Source organism: Piscinibacter sp. PDB5-1 (assembly GCF_056676035.1).
Genome location: NZ_JBWVZL010000001.1, coordinates 1,365,059 through 1,389,723 on the forward strand (window position 1 = coordinate 1,365,059; position 24,665 = coordinate 1,389,723).

General features: G+C 71.3%; 15 protein-coding genes and 1 pseudogene. 4 read left to right on the forward strand and 12 right to left on the reverse strand.

Going from position 1 to position 24,665, the window contains the following annotated elements; translation table 11 throughout:
• Positions 1-388 (reverse strand): annotated as a pseudogene (locus AC1KAT_RS06225) (SGNH/GDSL hydrolase family protein); the annotation flags it as partial.
• Between the two features lie 212 nt (positions 389-600).
• A complete protein-coding gene (locus AC1KAT_RS06230; protein WP_480323842.1) occupies positions 601-1,647 on the reverse strand; it encodes an NAD-dependent epimerase/dehydratase family protein in 1,047 nt (348 codons plus the stop codon).
• Between the two features lie 161 nt (positions 1,648-1,808).
• On the opposite strand from AC1KAT_RS06230, the gene AC1KAT_RS06235 reads away from it, so the two are divergent.
• Both AC1KAT_RS06235 and AC1KAT_RS06240 read left to right on the forward strand, forming a co-directional pair.
• On the forward strand, positions 1,809-2,030 hold the full coding sequence (locus tag AC1KAT_RS06235; RefSeq protein WP_480323844.1) for a hypothetical protein: 222 nt from the start codon (positions 1,809-1,811) through the stop codon (positions 2,028-2,030).
• Positions 2,027-10,669 (forward strand): GH36-type glycosyl hydrolase domain-containing protein, encoded by an 8,643-nt coding sequence (locus tag AC1KAT_RS06240; RefSeq protein WP_480323846.1) that lies wholly within the window; start codon positions 2,027-2,029, stop codon positions 10,667-10,669. The genes AC1KAT_RS06235 and AC1KAT_RS06240 overlap by 4 nt, the downstream gene beginning before the upstream one ends.
• Before the next feature lie 22 nt (positions 10,670-10,691).
• Here the strand turns inward: AC1KAT_RS06240 and AC1KAT_RS06245 are convergent, their stop codons facing one another.
• Complete coding sequence (locus AC1KAT_RS06245) at positions 10,692-11,159, reverse strand: MerR family transcriptional regulator (RefSeq protein WP_480323848.1); 468 nt, start codon at positions 11,157-11,159, stop codon at positions 10,692-10,694.
• A 79-nt stretch (positions 11,160-11,238) separates the two neighbouring features.
• On the opposite strand from AC1KAT_RS06245, the gene AC1KAT_RS06250 reads away from it, so the two are divergent.
• Entirely contained in the window at positions 11,239-11,520 is a 282-nt protein-coding gene (locus AC1KAT_RS06250) for a hypothetical protein (protein WP_480323850.1), read from the forward strand.
• A gap of 39 nt (positions 11,521-11,559) precedes the next feature.
• On the opposite strand, the gene AC1KAT_RS06255 is transcribed toward AC1KAT_RS06250, so the two are convergent.
• The 7 genes from AC1KAT_RS06255 to AC1KAT_RS06285 all read right to left on the reverse strand — a co-directional run bounded on the left by AC1KAT_RS06255 (position 11,560) and on the right by AC1KAT_RS06285 (position 22,107).
• Positions 11,560-11,991 (reverse strand): hypothetical protein, encoded by a 432-nt coding sequence (locus tag AC1KAT_RS06255; protein ID WP_480323852.1) that lies wholly within the window; start codon positions 11,989-11,991, stop codon positions 11,560-11,562.
• Between the two features lie 10 nt (positions 11,992-12,001).
• On the reverse strand, positions 12,002-13,309 hold the full coding sequence (locus tag AC1KAT_RS06260; protein ID WP_480323854.1) for a hypothetical protein: 1,308 nt from the start codon (positions 13,307-13,309) through the stop codon (positions 12,002-12,004).
• A gap of 11 nt (positions 13,310-13,320) precedes the next feature.
• Positions 13,321-14,448: a response regulator gene (locus tag AC1KAT_RS06265; RefSeq protein WP_480323856.1), complete on the reverse strand. Its 1,128-nt coding sequence runs from the start codon at positions 14,446-14,448 to the stop codon at positions 13,321-13,323.
• Between the two features lie 14 nt (positions 14,449-14,462).
• A complete protein-coding gene (locus AC1KAT_RS06270) occupies positions 14,463-17,627 on the reverse strand; it encodes a hybrid sensor histidine kinase/response regulator (protein ID WP_480323858.1) in 3,165 nt (1,054 codons plus the stop codon).
• A gap of 220 nt (positions 17,628-17,847) precedes the next feature.
• Positions 17,848-19,533 carry an ABC1 kinase family protein gene (locus AC1KAT_RS06275; RefSeq protein WP_480323860.1) on the reverse strand — a complete coding sequence of 562 codons (1,686 nt, stop codon included), beginning with the start codon at positions 19,531-19,533 and terminating at the stop codon, positions 17,848-17,850.
• A 98-nt stretch (positions 19,534-19,631) separates the two neighbouring features.
• On the reverse strand, positions 19,632-20,438 hold the full coding sequence (locus AC1KAT_RS06280; protein ID WP_480323862.1) for a PEP-CTERM sorting domain-containing protein: 807 nt from the start codon (positions 20,436-20,438) through the stop codon (positions 19,632-19,634).
• Positions 20,439-20,592: 154 nt separating this feature from the next.
• Entirely contained in the window at positions 20,593-22,107 is a 1,515-nt protein-coding gene (locus AC1KAT_RS06285; protein WP_480323864.1) for a malonate--CoA ligase, read from the reverse strand.
• 119 nt (positions 22,108-22,226) lie between these two features.
• Here AC1KAT_RS06285 and AC1KAT_RS06290 point away from each other — a divergent pair, with 119 nt between their 5' ends.
• Positions 22,227-23,537 carry a S8/S53 family peptidase gene (locus tag AC1KAT_RS06290; protein WP_480323866.1) on the forward strand — a complete coding sequence of 437 codons (1,311 nt, stop codon included), beginning with the start codon at positions 22,227-22,229 and terminating at the stop codon, positions 23,535-23,537.
• A 13-nt stretch (positions 23,538-23,550) separates the two neighbouring features.
• Here AC1KAT_RS06290 and AC1KAT_RS06295 read toward each other — a convergent pair whose 3' ends face one another.
• Positions 23,551-24,054: a M48 metallopeptidase family protein gene (locus AC1KAT_RS06295; protein ID WP_480323868.1), complete on the reverse strand. Its 504-nt coding sequence runs from the start codon at positions 24,052-24,054 to the stop codon at positions 23,551-23,553.
• The gene (locus AC1KAT_RS06300) at positions 24,051-24,665 is read right to left on the reverse strand and encodes a DUF938 domain-containing protein (RefSeq protein WP_480323870.1); all 615 of its coding nucleotides are present in this window, start codon (positions 24,663-24,665) and stop codon (positions 24,051-24,053) included. The genes AC1KAT_RS06295 and AC1KAT_RS06300 overlap by 4 nt, the downstream gene beginning before the upstream one ends.

A 24,665-nucleotide genomic window follows, 5' to 3' on the forward strand; every position in this document is an offset into this window, starting at 1 on the left:
CGAACGCGACCACGCGGGTCGAGCTGTTCTGCATGTAGGTGCGTTCGGCGACGATCTTGTTGTCGTAGATGTCCTTGGCCAGAGCACCCGACTTCGTGCGGCGGATGCTCTCGATGTCAGCCTTCCACAGTGCCGACAGGTACTCGGCGTGCACCGTGGGGCCAGGGTACTTGGCCACGCTGGTGATGCCCGTGTTGAAGCCGGCGAAGATCGAGTCGCCGTACGCCACCACGCGGTACTTCGTGCTCGTCAGCGAACGGTTCACCGTCCACGAGGCGTTTTGGGTGATCGTGCTGGCGGTCGCTTCAGCGCCGAAGCCCAGCAGGGCAAGGGCTGGCAGCAGGGCGCGCAGGGCGGTGCGAAGGCGGAAGCTCATGGGATGGGTCATGGGTGTCTCCAAGGTCGGACATGTCTTTTGTTTGTCTTGCCGAGCGACCAGGACCCAGAGTTGAAAGGGGCCTGAGAGCAGCGGGCGAAGCCAATGTAGATGCCCATGCACTTTTCTCACCATCCGGATATTCCCCCGACACAGACCGCTGAGCCCCTGCTCATGGGGCCTCTTTTGATCGCAGTCGCTGCACAGCACCCACAACGCGGTGATCAGCGAGTCACCAGACCATCGGCCACGACCTGCGCGATGTGGTCGTTGAGGGTTTGTTCGGCGCTGCGGTAGTCGATGCCGAGCTCGGTGCGGCTGCGGGTCGCATCGAAGCGGATGTCATGGCCCACGTTGCGTGCGACGTAGTCGCGCTGCAGGCCGACCCACGGGGCAATGAGCCACAGCAGCGCCTTGGGTGCCTCGCCCCGCGGCAGCCTGTTCCTCAGGCCGTGCGCTTCGACGCGCATCGTGCGCGCCAGTTCGAGCAGCCGCATCGAATGCCCGACCACGATGTAGCGCCCGTGCGCCTCGGGCTGCAGCGCCGCACGCACGTGGGCCAGCGCCGCATCGCGCACGTCCACGACGCCCAGCGTCAGGCGCGGCACGCCGGTGCGGAACGATCCCTTCAGGAAGCTTGTCATCAAGCCGACGCTGGTGGCGTCGGCGCGGCGTGACAGCGAGGGGCCGAAGATCGCCCCGGGGTGGATGGTCACGAGGTCCCACCGTGCCTGCTTGCGCTGCTGCGCCCAAGCGGCCCGCTCGGCCACTGTCTTCGAGTAGGCGTAGCTGTTGTGGTGCGGGTCGGTGTTGGGGTTGACGTCGGCTTCGCGCACGGTCGGGTCGGCCTTGGTCAGGTCACACGCGTCGTTGTAGAGCGCGGCGATGCTGCTGGTGAGCACGACACGGCCGACCTCGGGCGTGCGTTCGACCGAGCCCAGCACGTTCAGCGTGCCGGCCAGCGCCGGCTGCACCAACTGGCGCTGGATGTCTTTCGGCTTGTCGACGAAATACGGCGACGCGGTGTGGACGACCACCGCGCAGCCACGCATGGCGGCATCGAAGCTGCCGGGCTTGAGCAGGTCGGCTTCGAACAATTTCAGGCGCCCGGGGTGCTGCGCGGCCAGCGCCTGCAGGTGCTGCAGCTTGTCGCCATCGCCCAGGCTGCGCACGGTGCCATGCACGGTGCAGCCGGCTTCGAGCAGCAGCCGCACCACCCATGACGCCAGGTAGCCGGCCGCACCGGTCACGAGAAGGGTCTTGTTGTCCATCGGGACTCCACACAGAGGGTCCAAGTGTGCTGTCTTGAGGGGCAGGCACCCCGATTGCCCTTGCTGGTGAACACGGGCTTCGGCCCGCCCTGGCGTCAGTCGCCGGAGCGGGGCATGAAACCTGTGCGCCTTCAACGACCGACTCGCAGGAACCACCACACATGACGCCGCCCGCCGTGCCCTTTCCCTCCGCCGCTCGCCCGGTCGCCCAAGACCCGTCGCTCGTGCTGTGCCGGCATTTGAAACAGTGCGAGAAAGCCCGCAGCCGATGGTTCAGCGTGGCCGTGGCGGCTGAACGGCTGCATGGGCTGATGGCGCCGCGCCTGGCGACAACGGTCGCAGTGGCAGGGCTCGCCCTGGGCCTCGCGCTGCGCTGGCTGTGAGTCGCGCCGCCACACACGCACGATCGGAGGTCGGGGAAGAACTCGCGCTGCTCGAACCCACCCTGGGCCCGCTGGAGCCGCCGGTCCGCGCCGTGCTTTTCGGCCTGGCGCGCTTCGAGCAGCATGGGCGAAGCCTCGCCCGCGCGCAAGAAGTACAGGGCACCGCCGGCCGAGGGAAGTTCTTCCCGCGCGTCGAAGACAACGTCGCCATGCTGCGACAGGCGCGCGCGCTGCTCGAAAAGCGCGTGCGCGACGGCCGCCACCTGGGCGCCGCCGGCAAGTGGCTGCTCGACAACGCGGCACTGCTTGATGAGCAGATCTACCTGGTGCGGCACGGCCTGCCGCGCAATTTCTTCCGATTGCTGCCGCGCCTGCGTGACGAACCGCTGGCCGGCTTGCCCCGCATCTATGGCATCGCCTGGGCCTGGGTGGCCCACACCGACGGCGGCTTCGACACCGGCCTGCTGAGCGCCTACCTGCGCGCCTACCAGGCCGAGCGGGCCCTGTCGCTGGCCGAGCTGTGGGCCTTGCCGACCACCTTGCGCGTGGTGCTGCTCGAAAACCTGCGCCGGCTGGCCGAACGCTTCTCGACCCTGCAGGCGGCGCGCGACGTGGCCCACCACTGGTTCGACCACGAGCCCGCGCAACAGGGGCTGGCCGCGCTCGAAGCGTTGGAGCCTCGCATGCGCGCGCGCGGGGTGATCGAGGCCTTCTGGTTGCAGCTCGACCACCGGCTCGAAGAACTGCCCGAAGCGCTCGGCGCGCAACTCACGGCTTGGCTCAGCACGCGGCTGCCCTCGCCGACGGCCACCTTGCAGCAGCAGCAAGACGAGTCGATCAAAGACCTGCAAAGCATCCACAACTGCATCACCACGCTGCGGCGCATCGAACAAGCCGACTGGCGCCGGCTGATCGCCAGCGTGAGCCCGGTCATGCAGACGCTCGACGGCGCGCCGGTGCACGCCGCGGAATCGCAAGAGACGCAGGACCTGACGCTGCACGAGGTCGAACGGCTGGCGCGCAAGTCGGGCCGCAGCGAGCTGGAGGTGGCCCGCCTGCTCGTCGAATTGACGCAAGACGTGCCGGCCAGCGAGGCCGGGGCCGCACCGATCTACTGGTGGCGAGGCCCGCAGCGCGAACGCCTGCACCGCGCGCTGGGGCTGTCGCCCGGCTGGTGGACGCGCAAGGGCCCGAACGAGCGCCGCCCTTTCGTGGTGGCGGCCTACCTCGCGAGCTTGCTGCTGCTGACCGCCGGCCTCGCATGGTGGCTGATGCGCAGCGCCGACCCGCAGGCCTCTGAGGGTCTGAAGTGGCTCGCCGGCCTGCTGCTGCTCGGCCCCTTGAGCGAGGCCATCGTCGCGCTCACCAACCGCTGGATCAGCGAATCGGCCGCGCCGGTCAAGCTGCCGCGGCTCGACTTCGCCCATGGCCTGCCGCCCGAACAACGCACGCTGGTCGTCATGCCTGTGGTGCTGGGCGACGTGGACGCGGTGGCGCCGCTGTGCGCCCAGCTCGAACAGCACTTCCTGTCGAACCCCGAGCCGCACGCGCAGTACGCGCTGCTGAGCGACTACACCGACGCACCAGGCCCGCACGCCGCGGGCGACGCGGCCGTGCTCGACGCGGCGCGCGCCCGGCTGTCGGTGCTGAACCAGCAGCACGGCGGCCAGGCACGCTTCCTGTTGTTGCACCGTGAGCGCCAGTGGTCCGACACCCAGCAGCGCTGGATCGGCTGGGAACGCAAGCGCGGCAAGCTCGAACAGCTGGTGCGGCTGCTGGCCGAGCCTGAGTCGCCCGGCCCCTTCCTGGACCTCGGCCCGCTGTCGGCCCTGGTGCCCGGCACGCGCCACGTGCTGGTGCTCGATGCCGACACCGACATGCCGCCCGGTCGCCTGCGGGCGCTGGTCGGCACGGCGGCCCACCCGCTCAACCAGCCGCGCGTCGATGCCGCCCGGCGCCGCGTGGTCGATGGCTACGCCATCCTGCAGCCGCGCATGCTGGCGCCCATGCCCGAAGCGGGCACCACCACGCCCTACCACCGGCTGTTCAGCGGGCAGTTCGGCATCGACCCGTACAGCGCCGCCAGCTCCGAAATCTTTCAAGACCTGTTCGGCGAAGGCAGCTTCACCGGCAAAGGCCTGCTCAACGTCGCCGCGCTGCACGCGGTGCTCGACCGGCGCCTGCCGGCCGAACAGGTGCTCAGCCACGACCTGCTCGAGGGCTCGATCGCGCGCTGCGCCGGCGTGTCAGACGTGACCTTGATGGAAGACTCGCCGATGCACGCCGACGTCGCGCACGCGCGGCTGCACCGCTGGACTCGCGGCGATTGGCAACTGCTGCCCTTCCTGCTCAATGCAGGCCGCTACGGCATCGAGGCCATCAACCGCTGGAAGCTGTTCGACAACCTGCGCCGCTCGCTGGTCGCGCCGCTGTCGCTCGCGCTGCTGCTGCTCGTGCTGGCGACCGGCGTGCTGCCGGTGTCGCTGGCTTTGGTGGTGGTGGCATCGGCGTTCGGCGCCGGCCCGCTGCTGGGTGCGGTCGCAGGGCTGGCGCCCAGCCGCGACGACATCGCGCCGCGCCTCTTCTACTGGCACGCGGGCGGCGAACTGGCCCGCGCGCTGGCATTGCCGCTGTGGCACCTCGCACAGCTGCTGCAGCTCGGGCTGCTGTATGCCGACGCCATCGTGCGGGCGCTGTGGCGCCAGACGGTGTCGCGTCGCAAGCTGCTCGAATGGACCACCGCCGCCGCTGCGCAGGCCGCCGCGCAGCACGGGCTCGGCGCGCTGTGGCGACAGCACCGGCGCGTGCCCGTCGCCGCACTGGCGCTGCTGGCCGCGCTGGTGGCGGCCGACCGCGCCGGCACCGACGTGCAATGGGCCCCCGCCCTCGTGCTGCTGGCGGTGTGGGGCAGCGCGCCGCTGTGGATCTGGTGGGCCAGCCGCCCGCGCGCGCAGCCCCACGACGATCCGCTGGCCGCCGACGACCCGGCGTACCTGCACCAGCTCGCGCGCGACACCTGGCGCTTCTACCAGTGCCATGTCGGCGCGGCCGACCACCACCTGCCGCCGGACAACGTGCAGCTCACGCCGCACCGCATGGTCGCGCACCGCACCTCGCCCACCAACATCGGCCTTTACCTGCTGGTCGTGGCCTGCGCGCGCGAACTCGGCTTCATCGGCCGCGCGTCGATGGCCGACCGCCTGCAGGCCACGCTCGACACGCTCGACCGCCTGCCGCGCTGGCACGGCCACTTCTACAACTGGTACGACACGCAAACGCTCGCGGTGCTGCCGCCCGCGTACGTGTCGTCGGTGGACAGCGGCAACTGCTCGGCGCACCTGCTGGCCGTCGCGCGCGCTTGCGAAATGGCGGCCGAGTTGAGCGACGAGGCGGTGCTCGCCGCGCTGCAGCGCAGCCACGCCTCGCTGCGCCAGCAATTGGTCGCGCGGCACCGCGTGCTCGCCGCCGAGCCGCGCACGGCCACGCTCGCCGCCCTGGCCGTGCTCGTGCTGCCCACACGCGGCGAGTGGATCGACGCCGAGCTCTCGCAGGTGATCGACACCGCGAGGGCCGAACTCGATGCCCTGGCACTCGACGAACACACGGGCCAAGGCGACGCCTCGCCCGAGGCACGCGAAGCCACCCTCGCCCGCTGGCTCGCACACGACCTCGTGACCTTGCTCGAATCGGCCCGGCACGAGCAGCGCAGCCAGCACACCCCGGCGCGCCTGCGCGCCCTGGCCGGGCGCGCGCGCGCGATGGCCCTCGCCGCCGACTACGCAGCCTTCTACGACCGGGAGCGCCGCCTCTTGCACATCGGCTACCGGGGCGAAGCGCAGCAACTCGACGAGAACCACTACGACCTGCTGGCCAGCGAGTCGCGCCTGACGAGCCTCGTGGCCATCGCCAAGGGCGACCTGCCCGTCGTGCACTGGAACACCCTGGGCCGCCCCTTCTTTGCCGAAGGCACCGAAGTGGGGTTGAAGTCGTGGTCGGGCTCGATGTTCGAGTACCTGATGCCCTCGCTCGTACTGCACGAGCCCAGCGGCAGCGTGCTCGCGCAGGCCACGCGCACGGCGGTGGCCGAGCAGCGCGCCGAGGCCCAGCCGCGCGGCACACCCTGGGGCATCTCTGAATCGGCCATCGCCGGCCAGGACCACACCCTGGCCTACCAGTACGGCCCGCAAGGCGCCCCCCGCCTCGCGCTGGCGCGTCTGCCGGTGGACGAGCGCGTGCTCGCGCCCTATGCCACGCTGATGGCCACCGTGGTGTCACCCGGCGCGGCAGTGCGCAACCTGCAGGCGCTGGAGGCGCTGGGTGCGCGCGGCACGATGGGCTTCTTCGAGGCGATCGACTACACCCCGCAGCGGCAGACCGCCGGCCACACCCACACGCTGGTGCAGACCTACATGGCGCACCACCAGGCGATGGGGCTGGTGGCCCTCACCAACGTGCTGGCGAACGACGCGCCGCGACGCTGGCTGATGAGCGACCCGCACCTGCGCGCGGTCGCCCCGCTGCTGCACGAGCGCGCGCCGCGCGAGGTGGCGCCGCTCGCGCCGGTGTTGCCGGCGCCGGTGCCGCGCGCCGGTGTGCCCAAGGCCCGCATGGTGCGCGAGAGCGCGCCGCTCGCGGGCCAGCTGCCGCTGACGCAGTTGCTGACCAACGGACGCTATGCGGTCGTGCTGCGCAGCCACGGCGGGGGCTACAGCAGCTGGGACGGCATCGGCCTCACGCGCTGGCGCGACGACCTGCTGCGCGACCAGCACGGCAGCTTTTTCTACCTGCGCCGCCAGGGCCAGGCCACCTGGCATTCGTTGACCGCCCACCCCGCGCCCGACCCCGCGGCGCGCTACCACTGCCGCGTGCAGGCCGAACGCGTGCTGCTCGAAGCGCGCTGGCCCGACCTGCGCAGCACCTGCACCGTGTGGGTCAGCCCCGAAGACGACTGCGAGCTGCGCCAGGTCGAGTGGACCAACACCGGCAAGCTGCCCTTGGCGCTGCAGCTGTGCGCGAGCTTCGAAGCCACGCTGGCCCCGCACCGCGGCGACGACGCGCACCCGGCGTTCTCGAACTTCTTCATGCAGGTGCGCTGGGACGAGGTGGACCGCGTGCTCTACCTGCGCCGCCGGCCCCGGCTGCAAGACGAAGCCGCGCTCCAGGCGGTGCACTTTCTGGCCTCGGTCGAGGGCAGCATCGACAGCGTGCAGCCACTGGCCGACCGTGCCCAGTGGCTGGGCCGCTACGGCACGGCGGCCTGCCCGCTGGGCGAAGGGCGCGCCGTGTTCGTCGAAGAGCCGGCCGAGTCGCTCGGCGACGACGGCCCCGGCCGCCCGATGGACACCGGCCTCGACCCCGTGGCCGGCCTGCAGGTCGGCCTACAGCTCGCCCCCGGCGCCACCGTGAAGCTGACCTTTTGCACCGCAGCCGCGCGCGACACCGAGACACTGGTCGCGCTGATCGACAAATACCAGCAAGCCGCGCATGTCGAGCGCGCGGCCAGCATGTCGCACACCATGGGCGGCATCCGCCTGCGCGAGCTGCAGTTCGACCCGGCCACCTGGGGCGCGCTGCTGCAGCTCAACACGCTGCTCACCGGCCAGGCCCCGCGCGACACCGGGCCGACGCGCGGGCCTGGCCGCTGTGACCGGCGCACGCTGTGGCGCTTCGGCATTTCGGGCGACCGACCCATCGTGTGGGTGGCCATCAGCGGCGAAGAAGGGCTCGACCTCGTGCGCTCGCTCAAGAAGGCCGTGCGCATGTGGAGCGCCAGCGGCGTGTGCGTCGACCTGGTCGTCAGCAACGACGAGCCCGCGTCGTACCTCTCGCCCGTGCAGCACGCGCTGCAGCAGTTGCAGGCACGCCTGCAAGGCCAGCACCAGGGCCGCCCGGCGCACCTGTGCTCGGCCCTGCACGTGCTGCGCGACCACGAGTTGACGCCCGATGAGCGCGCCACCTTGCACACGCTCGCGCGCATCCGCCTGCTGGCCGACGGGCGCAGCCTCGCGCAGCATGTTGAACGTTGGCATGCCGAATACCTGGCCTCGGCGCCCGACCCGCAGGCCCTGCGCCTGCCCGTGCCGCCGGTGGTGCTGGCCCGGGCCGAGGCCGCACACGCGCCCAGCGGCAGCTTCGACCCGGCGCACGGGGCCTTCTCGTTCGAGCTGTCGCCGCAGGGCCACCCGTCGCGGCCCTGGGTCAACGTGCTGGCCAACCCGCATTTCGGCTGCCAGGTCACCGAAGTGGCCGGCGGCTACACCTGGGCCGGCAACAGCCGCATGCACCAGGTGACGCCCTGGTCGAACGACCCGCTGACCGACCCGGCCGGCGAATGGCTGCTGCTGCACGACCTGGACCGCCAGACCGTGTGGCCGCTCGGGCGGCGGCTGCGCGACAGCGCGCCGCTCGCGGTCGAGCACGGCATCGGCTACACGCGCATGCGTCAGCAGATCGACGGCCTGTCGGTCGAGCTGTGCTGGTGTGTGGACCCGCGCAGCGCCGTCAAGCAGGTGCAGGTGCGCGTGGCCGCCGAGCGCGGCCCCGGCCGTCGCCTGCGCCTGGTGGCCCTGGCCGAATGGCAGATGGGCAGTGCGCGCAGCGAGCGCCTGTCACTGAGCACCGACGTGGCCCCGCTCGCCATCGGCCCCCAAGGGGCGGGCCTGCCGCAGCCCCGGCAGGTGCTGGCGCTGCAGGCCACGCAGCTCGACCACCTGGGCGGCTTCGGCGGTGCCACGGCCTTCTGGGTGCTGCGGCCCGCACAGGCCGGCGACGATGCCGAGGGCGAGCCCCATGCCACCTCGGCCGCGCGCGTGTTGCCGCAAGACTGGACCTGCGACCGCCGCGAGTTCTTCGACGCGGCGGGCCGTTTCGTCGTGCCCACCGCGCTGGGCCAACGCAGCGGCCCGGGGCTCGATGCCTGTGCGGCGCTCGCGGCCGAGTTGACGCCCGAGCCCGGCCGGTCGGCCTGCCTCACGGTGCTGCTGGGGCACGCGCACTCGCCCGAGGCCGCGCGCGAGGTGCTCGAAGCCGCCTGGGCGGTGGACCCCTCGCAGCGCCTGGACGACCAGCGCGCGTTGTGGCCGGAGCTTCTGGGCGGGGTTCAGGTGCGCACGCCCGATGCGCGCTTCGACGCACTCACCAACCACTGGCTGGGGTACCAGACCCTGGTGTGCCGCATGTGGGGCCGCGCGGGCTTCTACCAGGCCGGCGGCGCCTTCGGCTACCGCGACCAGCTGCAAGACGCGATGGCCCTGGTCGGCCTCTCGCCGCACCTGCTGGCCACGCAGATCCGCCGCAACGCGGCACGCCAGTTCGCCGAGGGCGACGTGCAGCACTGGTGGCACGAACCCGGCGGCGCCGGCGTGCGCACCCATTTCTCGGACGACCGCCTGTGGCTCCCCTATGCGCTCGCGCACTACCTCAACCGCACCGGCGACCTGACGCTGCTCGACGACACCGAGCCCTTCCTCGAAGGCCGGCCGGTGCCGGCGGGCGCCGAAGACATCTACGAGACCCCCTCGACGCACGGGCCGCGCGCAACGATCTACGAACACGCCGCCCGCGCCATCGACCGCAGCCTGGCCTCGGGTGCGCACGGCCTGCCACTGTTCGGCACCGGCGACTGGAACGATGGCATGAACCGCGTCGGCCACGAAGGCCGGGGCGAGTCGGTGTGGCTGGCGTGGTTCCTGTGCCAGGTGGTGGCCGACTTCCTGCCCATCGCTGGCTCGCGCGGCGACCTGGCCCGCGTGCGCGCGTGGTCCGAAGCGCGCCAGGGCTGGGTGCAGGCCCTCGACGCCCGAGCCTGGGACGGCCAGTGGTACCTGCGCGGCTTCTTCGACGACGGCTCGGCCCTGGGTTCGGCCGCGAACCCCGAGTGCCGCATCGACCTGATCGCACAGAGCTGGGCCGTGCTCACCGAGGCCGCCGACCCGGCGCGCGCGCGCCGCGCGATGGCCAGCGCCTGCACCCACCTGCTCGATCCCGAGGCGAAGCTCGCACGCCTGCTGCACCCGCCGCTCGCGCACGCCGAGCCGAGCGCCGGCTACATCCAGGCCTACGCGCCCGGGGTGCGCGAGAACGGCGGCCAGTACAACCACGCGGCCGTCTGGGCCCTGATGGCGCTGGCCAAGCTGCAGCAGCCGCAGGCGATGTGGCAGGTCTACACCGGCGTGAGCCCGGCGCACCGTTGGGCCGACCCGCAGCTGGGCCCGGTCTACGCCATCGAGCCCTACGTGATGGCCGGCGACATCTACTCGGCGCCACCCTGGGTGGGCCGGGGCGGCTGGAGCTGGTACAGCGGCTCGGCGGGCTGGCTGCTGCGGGCCTCGGTCGAGTCGATCTGCGGCGTGGTGGTCGAGCGCGACACCGTGCGCGTGAACGCCTGCCTGCCCCCGCACTGGGACCGCGCGGAGGTGCGCATCCGCCACGAGCGGCACTGGCACCGCTTCATCGTGTGCGCCAACCCGCGCGTGCGCGACGAGGTGCTCGCCGCCGAGCCGCGGGCGGTCGAGGTGGCGCCGCACGCGCCGACCGTGCTGAGCCACGCGACCGAGCCGCTGGTGCGCGTGGTGCTGTGTGCGTCGGCGAATCTGCCCGAGCGGCTCACGGCCGAAGCCGCGCACGGGCAGGGGCGTTGAGCGGCGCGGGGCAGCCGCCCGATCAGCCGCAGCAGCCACGCCCGGCCGATGCGGCGGGCTCGGGTGGGGCGGCCAGGTCTTTCACGATCGAGCACTCGGCCGCCGGCCCCCCCGCGCACCGCTCGGTGCACGAACGAACGAAGCGCGACAGGCTGCGATCCAGCGCGCGCAGCTCGGCCATCTTGGCCCGCACGGCCCCGAGGCGGGCCTTCGCGATGGCCAGCGTCTCGACGCAGTCGCGGTCCTGGCTTTGCGACAAGGCCACCAGTTCGCGCACCTGCTCGATCGGAAAGCCGAACTCGCGGCACTGGCGGATGAACGTCAACAGCGCCTCGGCCTCGGCGGAATAGAAACGGTGCCCGCTCGGGCGGCGCTTTGCCGGGGGGATGAGGCCGATCTCTTCGTAGTAGCGGATCGTCGGCACCGTGCAGCCCGTGCGCTCGGCCAGGAGGCCGATGGTCAAGGTGTCGGCGGTGGGGTGCATGGTCATCGGGGCCCTTGTATCTCAAGTCACTTGAGGTTCTAGAGTGCAGTCTATCGGGGGCCTGGCCCTCACTGCCGGAGTACACGTGAAGAAGATTCTGGGTCTGGTCGGGGTCGCCGCGGCATGCAGCGTGTGTTGTGCGTTTCCGATGCTGCTGCCGTGGCTCGGGGCCCTGGTGGCCTCGGGCGTGGGGCTCACGTTCGGTTGGCCCGCAGCGGCTGGGATCGGCGTGGCGGGCATGGTCGCCCTCGTGTGGTGGGCACGCCGCCGGCAGGCCGCCACCCCAGCCTGCACCCCGGCCGTGGGCAGCCACTGCAGCACCGGCTGCGCGGCCGGCCAAGGATTCGGCAAAGGGCCTGCGCCCTGAGCCCGGCCGTCGCCTGAGCCCGGCCGTCGTACTGGCCGCTCAGGGCTTGAAGACGACGTTCATGCCGGCGCGCACCTCGCTCGCGGGGATGTAGCCCAGCCCGCCGGGCGTGGCCTGCACGAACTCGACCACCTCGGCCACCGACTTCACCTCGCGTGGCGGCACGCCCTTGCCGATGTGGCGGCGAACGGTCCAGTAGGCGACGTACTTGTCGTTGTCCTGCGCCAGCGCCTGCGCCAGGAAGCGCTCGCGCAGCGGGTGCCCGGCGGGCAGGTTCACGACCGTCACCACCGTGCCGGCGACCTCGATGGCCCGCCCGGTGTACAGGCGCTGCAGCAGGGCGGCATCGACACGCGCCACGCCGGGGTGGCCCACCACCACCCAGGGCGCCGCCGCCTCTTGCGCGAGCGCCGGCACGCCCGCCATGCACAGCGGCAGGGCGAGCAGCAGCGGGCGACGACGCAAGCTCATGGCGAGGGGCTCAGAAGGCGAAGCTGTAGTTCATCGACAAGACGTCGATGTGCAACTTGTGGGTGTCGGGCTGGCCGGGTTGGGTGTCCACCAGGCGAGAGACCGGACCGAGGCGTGTGCGCTTCCATTCGACCTTGAGCTTCTGCTGCGTCGCCAGCGCCCATGAGGCGCCGACAGCGAACGAGCGCTGGTCGGCCGCGTAGATCGACTCGGCCGCGAGCCGCTGCGAGGCATTGATCTGCGCCGCACCGGGCATGGCGCCGGGCAAGGGGTTCGCGGTCAGGCGGGTGTACCACTCGCGCTGCTTCTGGCTCGACTCCAGCGTGCCCACCGCCACGTAAGGCGTGAACCGCTGCATCTGCTTGAAGACCGCCACATAGCCGCCCCGGGTGTCGGACCCGAGTTCGGTGTCGTGCTGCACGTTGCGCGCGAACTCGGCCGCGAGGCGCCAGCCGTGGCCGAACTGCTCGTCGAAGCTCAGCGTGAACACATCGTTGCGCAGGCTCGGGACGGTGGGGATGCCGGGCCCGGGCAGGCCGGCGCTCACCTGGTAGTACCCCATCCCAGGGCCGACCGAGACGAAGGGGTAGACCACCGGGAACGCTTCGCCGCTGTTCAAGCGCGTGCGGCCCCGGTGCAGGCCCGCGCGCCACACGCGGCCGGGCTGGCGCCAGGTGAGCACCGCGCCGCTCAGGCGCACGTCGATGTCGAGGTACACCGGCCCCGGCGCGACGGCGCCCGGCACGCCATCGCGGGTCCACAGGCGGCCATTGGTGTCGATGCGGCCGGTGTAGACATCGGCCACCAGTTCGCCGGGCCCATGGGCCCAGGACTTCGTCAGGTACAGGCCATCGACGTCAGAACTCGGTGCGATCGAGTACATCTCGGTCGGCAGCCTTGCCATGTCGTGCGTGACGCCCACGTCGAGCGATTCGGAGTGCAGGTACAGCGGCACGCGCAGGCGGCCGGCCCGCAGCAGCCAGTCGTCGCTCGGGCGCCAGCCGACGAAGGCCCAGGCGGGCTCGACCGACCAGCGGCTCTCGTGGTCGAGCGCGGGTGCGGCGCGAAGTTGCAGCGTGGCCGACCACTGGGCACCGAAGCGCGCATCGGCCTGCAGGCCGAAGACGGTGTCGCGGTCGAAGGTGCCGCTCTTGTCGATGAAGCGTTCGTACGGGGCGCTGTGGTTCGAGCGGGCGTAGCCCACGGTACCGAATCCCGACCACCACAGGTCTTGGGCGCTGGCCAGCGCCGGCAGCGCCAGCAGCGCCGCGAGTGCGAGGCGCCAGCCCGGGCGCGAGGACAAGCAGGCAGTTCGCATGGGGCCGGGGCTCAGTCGTGCCATCTGCGGGCGATGTCGGTGAACTCGTGCTTGCAGGCCATGATGCCTTCAACCAGTTCGGGGTCGAAGTGCGCGCCCGAACCTTCGCGAATGTAGGTCAGCGCGACCTCGTGGCTCATCGGCTCTTTGTAGGGCCGGCGGCTGATCAGCGCGTCGTACACGTCGGCCACCGCCATCAGGCGCGCCGACAGCGGGATGGACTCCCCGGCCAGGCCGTCGGGGTAGCCCTTGCCGTCCCATTTCTCGTGGTGGTGGCGCGCGATCTCGATGCCGAAGCGCAGCAGCGGCCCGGCGTCTTCGCCCAGGCGGTCGACCGCGCGTTGCAGCAGGTCGGCCCCGTGCGTGGTGTGCGTCTTCATGATGGTCCACTCATCGGCCGCCAGGGGCCCGGGCTTGAGCAGGATGCTGTCGGGAATGGCCACCTTGCCAATGTCGTGCAGCGGCGCGGCCTTGGCCAGCTCTTCGATCAGCGCGGGCGACAGGCGCGGCGACGCGGACCGCCCGGCGTACCAGGTCGCCAGCACGCGCACGTACTCTTGCGTGCGCTGGATGTGGTTGCCGGTGTCGGCGTCACGAAACTCGGCCAGCCCCACCATCACGAAGAGCGAGGTGTCGCGCAGGCGCTCGACTTCGCGCTCGCGCACTTCGAGCGCGCGGCTCAGGTGCTGGTTGTGGTCGCGCAGCGAGTCTTGCCAGGCCTTGACCTGCAGGTGCGTGCGCACGCGGGCAAGCACGGTGGCCGAGTTGAAGGGCTTGTGGATGAAATCGGCGGCCCCGGCCTCGAAGCCGGCGGATTCGTCCTCGGGCTGCGACAGCGCGGTGATGAAGAGCACCGGCAGGTGCTCGGTGCGGGGGTCGGCCTTCAGGCGGCGGCAAACCTCGTAGCCGTCCATGGCCGGCATCATCACGTCGAGCAGCACCAGGTCGGCGGCGCCGCTGGCGGCGATGTCGAGGGCTTTCGCGCCGCTGGGGGCCACGAGCACGCGGTAGTGCGGGTTCAAGAGGCCGGCCAGCAGGTGCAGGTTGGTCGGCGTGTCGTCCACCACCAGCACGGTGGGCCGCGCGCCCCCCGCGCGGTCGGCCTGCATCGCCAGGCTGGCCGCGGTGGGGCGCTTCATCAGGGCGCTCGATTTCATACTGTCTCCCGGAAGTCCAGCGCGGCGAGCGCCGCGTCGAAGTCGAAGGCCGCCAGCGCCTGCGTGAGGCGGCGCTGCGCCGCGGCGGGCAGCGTCTGCCGCAGCAGCGTTTCGTGTTGTCGCCACCAGTCGAGCACATGGCTGTCGCTCGCGACCAGCAGCTCGCGCAGGCGGCCCACGGCCTCGGCCGGCGCGAGTTCGAGGTCGCCGACGCGGGTGGTGCTTTGCAGCCAGGGACGCTTGCCTTCGGTGGCGGCTTCGATGTTCATGACCACGGTGGCCAGCGCATTGGCCAAGGCCGGCAGTGCGGCAAGCAACGGCCCGGCCGACTGCTCGATGGCCAGCCGCTCGGCGGTCAGCGCGGCTTCGCGCAAGTCGCTCGCGCCGATGGTGCCGGCCAGCCCTTGCAGGGTGTGCGCGGCGCGGCGCACCTCGAGCCAGCGGCCGGCTTCGATCCACCCGGCCCAGGGCCCGACGCCCTCGCCCTGGTGCTGCACGAAGGCACGCAGCGTGCGGCGGTACAGCGCCTCGTTGCCGTCGAAGTGCACCAGTGCCCCGGCCACGTCGAGCCCGGGGATCGGCGGAATGCCGCCGGTTGCCGGCGCCGCCACCGGTGCCGCGGCTGGCGCAGGGGCGGGCTTGGCCGGTGCGAGGTAGCGGCGCAGCGCAGCGTAGAGCGCGGCGGTGTCGAGCGGCTTGGCGATGTGGCCCTGCATGCCGAGTTCGGTGCAGCGGCGGCGCTCTTCTTCGAAGGCGTGCGCGGTCATCGCGAGCACCGGCAGGCGATCGAAGCGGCTTTGCTCGCGCAGGCGGCGCGTGGCCTCGAAGCCATCGAGCACGGGCATCTGCAGGTCCATCAGCACCACGTCGTAGGCCTCGGGGCCGCGGGCGTGCAGGCGTTCGAGCGCTTCGAGGCCGTTCACCGCCACGTCCACCCGCACGCCGCGCCGAGCCAGCAGCTCGAGGGCGAGTTCGCGGTTGAGCGGGTTGTCTTCGGCCAGCAGCACGCGCAGGCCGTCGAGGCGCTGCTCGCCCAGCGGGTCGGGGTTGAGGTCCACGCCGGCCAGCTCGGTCTGGCCGAACAGGCGGCGCAGGTCGTCGGGCAGCACGGGCTTGTCGATCACCTCGATGGCCCCGGCCGCGAGTGCCGACGCGCGCACGGCGTCGGTGCCGTAGCCGGTGATGACCACCACCTGCGGCGGCGGGTTCACTTGGTGCATGCGCGCCAGCACCACGGCGCCTTCTTCGTCGGGCAGCACCCAGTCGAGCAGCACGCGCTGGAAGGGCTCGCCGGCCTGGGCCGCGTCGTGCAGGCGCTGCAGGGCGTCGCCGGCGGTGGTGGCCGCGGCCAGACGGCCGGTGGCGCCCACGCCCAGCGTGCGCAGGTGGCTCAGCAGCGCGGCACGGGTGTCGATCTGGTCATCGACCACCATCACGCGCAGCGGTGCGGCGTGCAGCAGGTCGGTGCTGCGCTGGGTGGGCGGCTCGACCGGCAGCGGCACGCGCACGGTGAAGGTGCTGCCCAGGCCGGGCGCGCTGGTGACTTCGATGCGCCCGCCCATCAGCTCGACCAGGCGGCCGGTGATGGTCAGGCCCAAGCCGGTGCCGCCATAGCGACGCGTGATGGACACATCGGCCTGCGCGAATTCGCGGAAGAGCCCGGTGCGCTGCTCGGTCGTCATGCCGATGCCGGTGTCGCGCACCGACAGCACCAGCGTCAGCGTCTCGCTGCCCGGCGCCTGGGGCGTGCGCGGTGGCGGCGCCTCAGCGTTGAGCGTCAGGCGCACCTGCCCGGCGGGCGTGAACTTGACCGCGTTCGACAGCAGGTTGGTCAGCACCTGCGTGAGCCGCAGCGCGTCGCCGCGCAGGCGCCCGCGCGAGGCCAAGAGCGTCGGGTCGGCGAACTCGCACAGCAGCTCGATCTCTTTGTGCTGTGCCATCTGCCGCACCAGCGTGATGGCCTGGCTGGCCACGTCTTCGATGCGGAAGGGCGCGCTCTCCAGCGTCATGCCGCCGGCTTCGATTTTCGAGAAGTCGAGCACGTCGTTGATGAGCCCCAGCAGCAGGTGCGAGGCCCCGTGCGCCTTGTTGAGGTAGTCGCGCTGCTGCGAGGTCAACTCGGTCTGCAAGGCCAGGTGCGTCATGCCGATGATCGCGTTCATCGGCGTGCGGATCTCGTGGCTCATGTTCGCCAGGAAGCGCGACTTCGCCTGCGTCGCCGCCTCGGCTTGCGCGCGCGCGGCCATCAGCTCGGCCTGCGCGGCGTCGCGCTCGCGCAGGTCGTTCTCGATGGCGCCGGCCATGCCGTCGAGCGTGTGCGCCAGCACTTCGAGTTCTTGCACGCTGCCCGGTGGCAGGCTGACGCTCGCCTGCCAGTCGCCGCCGGCGTGGCGCATCGCCACGTCGCCCAGCATGGCGATGGGCTTGATGACGCGCCGGTGCAGCAGCACCAGCGTGGCGAACAGCATCGGCACGAGCACCAGGTCCACGCCAATCGCCATGTGGATGGCGTTGCGCAGGCGTTGCCGCGCCTGGCCGATGGCGCCCTGCGTGCGCGCGTCGGTCAGCTGGCGCAGCTTCGACACCGCGGCCACCAGGTCGGCGCGGTGCGCCTCGTACGCCGGCGAATGCACCTGTTCGATGGCGAAGGGAATGTCGGCCGCACCTTCAGAGACGAACTCGCCGCGCTGGCGGTCGTAGAGGCCCTGCGTCGCCGCGAAGGCCACCTGTTCGATGGCCTTCATGCGGGCGCCCGCTTCGGTCATGCGGGCCGCGACCTGCAGCTCGTCGTCGCTGAAGGCGCGGTCTTGCATGCGCTGGATCAGCGAGCGGCGCGGGCCGTCGGCGGGCCGGTCGGCACTCTTGCGTCGCCCGGCGATCAGCTCGCGCCAGTACAGCGCCGCGTCTTCGGCCACCGGGGCCGGCTTCTCGCCCTCGCGCACCGCGAGGATGTCGTAGTAGTGCCCCAGGTAGCGCGTGTCGCCGGTGGTGGTGAAGCTTTGCACCAGATGGGCCAGCAGGTCGGACTCTTCGACCACCTGCCCCACCAGCTTGTGCGTGCTGTCGTGCCGCGCCAGCGCGTCGCGCACCGCGCCATCGGCCTGGCGAATGGCAAGCAGCAAGGCGATGTTGACGGCCAGGGCCAGCAACAGCGCAAGCACGAAACCTCGGGATATGGAACTCAGGCGCATGGGCATCGAAGCCGGAACCAGCGCCTGGACAGGGCTTTGTGGACAAACGCAATCGACAGGATCGGCGCACGCTCCGGCAGTGGCGAGGATGATCGGCGAGCCGCTGATCGGGTGGAAATTGGCAGCTGCGCCAAATTGCCGGATTCGGGGCGGGGAAACCCCGAAACCGCCGGGCGGCCGCCTGGGTCTCTCAGTCGCGCCGCTTGCCCCCGCGCGTCGAATGCACCAGCCACACCGCGCCAACGCAGGCACCCACGAAGCCGATCAAGCCGAAGGCCGGCAGGCCCAGCAGCTGGGGGCCGCCGCCCACCGTCATGACGATGGACGAGCCGATGATCAGCGCCGACACCACCAGCCCCACGGTCAGGCGGCTCACGGCCCGGTCGAGCTGGTCGGCCACGCGCTGCAGGTTGCGGACGTCGATGTGCAGCTGCACGCCACCATGCCGCACGCTGCGCAGCAGGCGCGCCAGGTCGTCGGGCACGGCGGTGAGCAGGTCCACCAGCCGGTTGAGCGACCGCCAGCTGCGTTGCGCCAGCGCGCGCGGGTGGTAGCGCGCGTGCAGCGCCTTGCGCAAGATCGGCAGGGCCTCGCCGGCCATGTGGAAGTCGGGGTCGAGGTTGCGCCCCATGCCTTCGACCGAGATGAAAGCCTTGATCAGCAGGGCCAGGTCCGACGGCAGCACGAGCCGGTGGCGACGCAAGATGCCGGTGACGTCGGACAGCATCGCGGCCAGGCTCAGCTGCGCGAGCGGCACGCCGTGGTAGGTGTCCACGAAGGCGTCGATCTCGGCGCCGAGCGCCGACTCGTCGGCCGGGCTGTTGCCGTCGGCCCACTCGAAGAGCACGTCGGCCACGGCCGTGGCATCACGCTGCACCAGGCCCAGCATCAGCTTGAGCAGCTCGCCCCGGCGCTGCGGCGACAGGCGGCCCACCATGCCGAAGTCGATGAAGGCGATGCGGTTGCCCGGCAGGTAGAACACGTTGCCCGGGTGAGGGTCGGCGTGGAAGAGGCCGTCTTCCACGATCATCTTCAGCACCGCCTGTGCGCCGCGTTGCGCGAGCAGCTTGCAGTCGAGCCCTTCGGCGCGCGCACGCTCCAGCTCGTGGCCGGGAATGCCGGCGACGAAGTCCTGCACGTTGACGCGTTCGTGCGTCCATTCCCAGTGCACCCGGGGCACGACGATGTCGGGCTGCGACGCGAAGTTGGTGGCGATGCGTTCGGCCTGCCGGCACTCGTGGGCCAGGTCGAGTTCGCGCCGCAGCGAATGGCCGAACTCGCGCACCAGCTCGACCGGGCGGTAGGGCTGCAGCTCGGGCCATTCGCGCTCGGCCATCGCGGCCAGGCGTTCGAGCAGGCGCAGGTCGGCATCGATCACGCGGCGGATGTCGGGGCGGCGCACCTTGACGACGACCTCGGTGCCGTCTTTCAGGCGCGCGCGGTGCACCTGGGCGATGGACGCGGCGGCCAGCGGCTCGGTGTCGAACCACGCGAACACCTCTTCGGGCGCGCCGCCGAGGTCGAGCGTCAGCGGCTCGCGCAAGTCGTCGAAGGGCACGGCGGGCACACGGCTGTGCAGCTTCTCGAACTCGGAGATCCACTCGGGGCCGAAGAGGTCGGCGCGGCCGGCGAGCAACTGGCCGAGCTTCACGAAGGCCGGGCCCAGCTCTTCGAGCGCGCGGCGCACCTGCTGCGGCGGTTCGAGCCGGGCCAGCTCGGCGGCGCTTTCCCAGTGCACGGCCCGGCCCACCTTGTCGAGCGCATCGGCCCAGCCCAGGCGGCGCACCATGTCGCCCAGGCCGTGGCGAACGAACACGCCAACGATTTGCTGGAGCCGACCGAAGTCGCGGGCGGTGTCGAGCGGGGCAGTCAGCATCGGGTCGGTCGGTGGTCACAGACCGCCGAAGCATACGGGCCCGCCCCCACCACCGGCTGACCCGGCGCAAGCCGGTCGATGCCGGCCCGCGCGTCACCTCAGCCTGTGCGTCGGCGGGCGATCGCGCCGATCAGGCCCAGGCCGGCCAGCATCAGGGCATAGGTGTGCGGCTCGGGAATGGCCCCGACCGGCGGGCTGACGTTGGCCTGCTCGAAGCCGGCGTAGCGCACGCTCTGCTGCGAGTTGTTGAAGAAGCCGAACTGGCCACTGGTGAAGGTCGAGTCGGCGATGGTCTGGTCCCACAGCGTGGTGGCCCCGTCGAGCACTGTCACGCGAAACGCGCCGGGGGTGGTGTGGTTGAAGTCGAGTTGGAAGGTGTAGAGCCGGTTGTCCACCCAGCCGGCGGTGCTGGCGTGGTTCGTCGCGAGCACCGACATGTCGCCGAAATCGGACCGGTTCTCCCAGAACTCTTCGAGCGACAGGTCGGCGAGGCCGTCGCCGGTGGAGCCGGTGAACCGCTTGATGGTCATGCCTTCGGCGGCCGTGCGCCCCACATAGCCCTGGCTGCCCTGCTTCCAGTCGAACAGGTAGAAGTTGCTGGAGTTCTGGTAGCCGAACACGAAGCCCATGTAGTCGTCGTCGCCACCCGATTCGAGCACCTGCCAGGTGCCGCGCATGGTGTACGAGCCCTGGTTGACGTCGTTCAGGAAGAACGAGGGGTCGGCGTTGACGGTCTGTCGGACCGCCGTGTTGCCCGCCTCGAAGACCCAGTTGCCGGCGCTCTGGCCGCCGGGGTAGTTGAGCGTGAGCTCCTGCCACGAAGACAGGTCCAGCGGCTGCGCGTTCGACGCAGCACTGCCCAGCAGCACGAGCGGGGCGAGGCAGAGACGAGAGAAGCAAGACATGGGAGCCCTCCACGGAGTTGACGCGCCCGGCGGCACGGGGGGCATCAATGTGCGCCCGGGTCCGGGGGCTCGGCATCCTGCAAGCGTGGGAGGCGACCAGCCTTGTAAAAGCCGCGATCTTGTCCGCGTGGCGTGTTTTCGGGCCCGCGCCGCGCTATCGGCCTTGGCCGAGCTGCTCGCGCAGCACGTTCTTCTGCACCTTGCCCATCGCGTTGCGCGGCAGTTCGGCCTGCACGACAACCTGCTTGGGCACCTTGAAGTTGGCGATGCGGGTCTTGAGCGCCGCGGTGATCGCGGCGGCGTCGAGCGTCGCGCCGGGGCGCGGCACCACCACGGCCACCACCGCTTCGCCGAAGTCGGCATGCGGCACGCCGACCACCGCGCTTTCGGCCACGCCGGGCAGCTCGTTGATGAAGCCTTCGACCTCGGCCGGGTAGACGTTGAAGCCGCCGCTGATGATCAGGTCTTTGCTGCGCCCGACGATGCTGAGGTAGCCGTCGGCATCGAAGGCGCCGACGTCGCCGGTCTTGAACCAGCCGTCGGCGGTGAACTCTTCGCGGGTCTTCTCGGGCATGCGCCAGTAGCCGGCGAAGACGTTGGGGCCTTGCACCTCGATGCCGCCGATCTCGCCGGCCGGCAGCACGCCGCCCTCGGCCACCACGCGCACGCCGACACCCGGCAGCGCGAAGCCGACGGTGCCGCCCTTGCGCTCGCCCGCATACGGGTTCGAGACCAGCATGCCGGTCTCGCTCATGCCGTAGCGCTCAAGAATCGTGTGGCCGGTGCGGGCAGTGAACGACTGGAAGGTGTCGATCAACAAAGGCGCCGAGCCCGAAATGAAGAGCCGCATGTTCGCGCAGGCCTGGCGCGTGAAGCTGGGCTCGGCGAGCAGGCGCGTGTACAGCGTCGGCACGCCCATGAAGACCGTGGCGCGCGGCAGCACCTGCACCACGCGCACGGGGTCGAACTTGCCGAACCACAGCATCGGGCTGCCGTTCAGCAGTGCGCCATGCGACGCGACGAAGAGGCCGTGCACGTGAAAGATGGGCAGCGCGTGCACGAGCACGTCGCCGGGCTGCCAATGCCAGTACGACTTGAGCGTGAGCGCGTTGCTCAGCAGGTTGCCGTGCGTGAGCATCGCGCCCTTGCTGCGCCCGGTGGTGCCGCTGGTGTAGAGGATGGCGGCCAGGTCGTCGGCCGCGCGGGGCACGGGCACCTGCCGGTCGCTGTTGTGCGCGGCGCGGTCGAGCAGGCTGCCGCTGCGGTCGTCGTTGAGGGTGAAGACGTGTTTCACACCGCGCGTGAACGCGAGCTTGCTGAGCCAGCCGTGGTTCTTGCCGGCGCACACGACGACGGCGGGCTCGGCGTTATCGATGAAGTAGCCCATCTCGGCCGCCTGGTAGGCGGTGTTGAGCGGCAGGTACACGTGGCCGGCGCGCAGCACGGCGAGGTACAGCATCAGCGCCTCGACCGACTTCTCGGTGTGCACGGCGATGCGGCTGGCCTCGGGCAGGTCGAGCGAGGCCAGCAGGTTGGCCAGCATCGCGCTGCCGCAGTCGAGGTCGGCCCAGGTGTAGCGGGCGCCGTCGCCGTCGATGCATTCGACGGCCAGGGTGTTCAGGTCGGCCGGAAAGCCGGCGCGCAGGGCAGCGTAGAGGTGGTTCGTCATGGCGGGCCGTATTGTTGTGCAAGCCCGGCGGGGCAATCCCTAGACATGAGGGCGACAGCCCCGCGCCGCGCCCATAAGCTCGCCGGCCACCACCACTCGACGTGCCCCGGAGGAGCCCCATGAGCGCATACCTGATCGAGACCGATGGCCGCACGCTGAAGGCGGTGCAGTCGAAGCTGCAGAAATACCTGCCCGGGCTCGACGTGCGCCTGTTCCCGCTGTCCGAGACGCGGGCCGTGCTGCGCGGCCACCTGCTCGACGCCCTGGCCACCGAGTACACCGCCCCGCGCGAGGTGTGGCTCACGACGCTGGGCATCCAGAGCCTGCAGCCCTTCGCCGACGAGCAGGTGCTCGGCGCGCTGCAGGGGCGCGACCCGGCGCATGTGCCCGCACGCGCCGCACCCGCCCTGCCCCAGCGGCAAGGCCTCGACTGGCACCTCGACACCGTCAGGGTGCGGGCCGCGTGGCAACTGCTGGGCGGGCCCGACCAGATCAACTGGGGCAGCACCAAGGTCGCCCACCTCGACACCGGCTACACGCGGCACCCGGCCTTCGGCTTTCCCGGCGCGAGCTGGGTGGACGTGGCCGGCGGCCAGACCGACATGCCGCCGACCACCGGCAGCCACGACCAGTTTCTGCCGCCCGAGCCTGGGGGCGGCCTCGACTCGATGCTGGGCTTCAACCGGGGCCATGGCACCCGCATCGGGGCCACGATCTGCGGCTGGCACCCGCAGGCTGCGGGCGGGGCCTACTACGGGGTGGCCCCGCGCGTGCCCTACCTGCCGATGCGCATCACCGATGCGGTGTTGATCAACCACGCCCAGCAGCAGTTCGCCCAGGCGCTCGACCATGCGGTGACCGTCGGCCAGGCGCGGGTGGTGAACGTCAGCCTCGGCATCTTCCTGAGCCCGCTGGAGCGCGAGCTGAAGCAGGCGCTCAACCGCGCCTACGAGGCCGGCGTGATCGTGGTCTGTGCGGCCGGCAACATCGTGGACCCGGTGGTGGCCCCGGCCCGCCTGTCGCGCACGGTGGCCGTGGCCGGCGTCACCCGCGAACTGCGGCCTTGGAGCGGCAGCTCGTTCGGCCCCGAGGTGGACTTCAGCGCCCCGGCCGCCGACCTGCGGCGCGCCGACCCGAAGAGCACGAGCCAGTTCAGGTACGGCGGGGGCGGCGACGGCACCTCGTACGCCACGGCCATCACCAGCGGAGCCGCCGCGCTGTGGCTCACCCACCACCGCGCGGCCCTGGCCGCCTACAGCCAGCCCTGGTGCGTGGTCGAGGCCTTCACGCGGCTGGCCCGGTCCACCGCGCAGGTGCCGCCCGGCTGGCAGGTGAACAGCGGCTTCGGCGCCGGCGTGCTCGACATCGACGCGCTGCTGGCGGCCCCGCTGCCGCCCGAAAGCAGCCTGCAGCAGGCGCCGGCTGTGTGACGGCTCACGACTCTCAGACGGGGCCCGGGCCGCGCAGCTCTTGCGCGGTCAGCCACAGCCGCAGGTCGAATTCGAGCTGGTGGTAGTCGGGCGCCATGTGCAGGCACAGCGCGTAGAACGCCTTGTCATGCTCGCGCTCTTTCAGGTGCGCCAGCTCGTGCACGACGATCATGCGCAAGAAGTCGGCCGGCGCCTCTTTGAAGAGCGCCGCGATGCGGATCTCGCGCTTGGCCTTGAGCCGCCCGCCCTGCACGCGCGACACGGCGCTGTGCGTGCCCAGCGCGTTGTGCACCACATGCAGCTTGGGGTCGTAGGCGACCTTCGCGATGGGCGGCGCGCTCTTCATGTGGCGTGCCTTCAGCTCGCTCACGTAGTCGTACAGCGAGCGCTCGTTGCGCACGTCGTGCGTTTCGCGGTGGCGCTGGGCCACGGCCTCGGCCAGGCGGCCGGCGTCGATCAAGCCCTGCACCTGGGCCAGCAGCTCGGGCGGGTAGCCCCGCAGGTAGGGCAGGTTCATGGCGGTGTGGCCCGGGCCCACACGAGCAGCAGGTTGTTGGCCGGCATGGGCACGCGTTCGCGCAGCACGAGGCCGGCTTGCGCGGCGGCCAGGGCCACGTCTTCACGCCGGCGCAGGCCCCAGCCGGGGTGACGCGAGCGCAGGTCGGCGTCGAAGGCCGCGTTGCCGGGCGAGGTGGGCACACCGTCTTCGAGGTAGGGCCCGTAGGTGATCAACAGCCCGGTCGGCGCGAGGTGGCGCGCGGCGCCCTGCATCAAGCCCACGCAACAAGCCCAGGGCGCGATGTGGACCAGGTTGGCGCAGAAGATCGCATCGACCTGCGCCGGCACGCCGGGCCACAGCGGCTGCGCGGCGTCGAGCGCCAGCGGTGCCTGCACGCGGGCCAGCCCCTGGCACCAGGCGCGGATCGACGCCCGCGCGTCGGCGTCGAAATCGCTCGGCCACCATTGCCAGCCGGGCAGCCCCGCGCTGCACTGCGCCGCGTGCTGGCCGGTGCCGCTGGCCACTTCGAGCAACACGCCCTGCGCCGGCAGCACGCGCTGCAGTTCGATGAGGATGGGCGCGCCGTTGCGCTCGGCGGCGGGGCTGTGCAGGCGAAGGTCGTCGGTCAT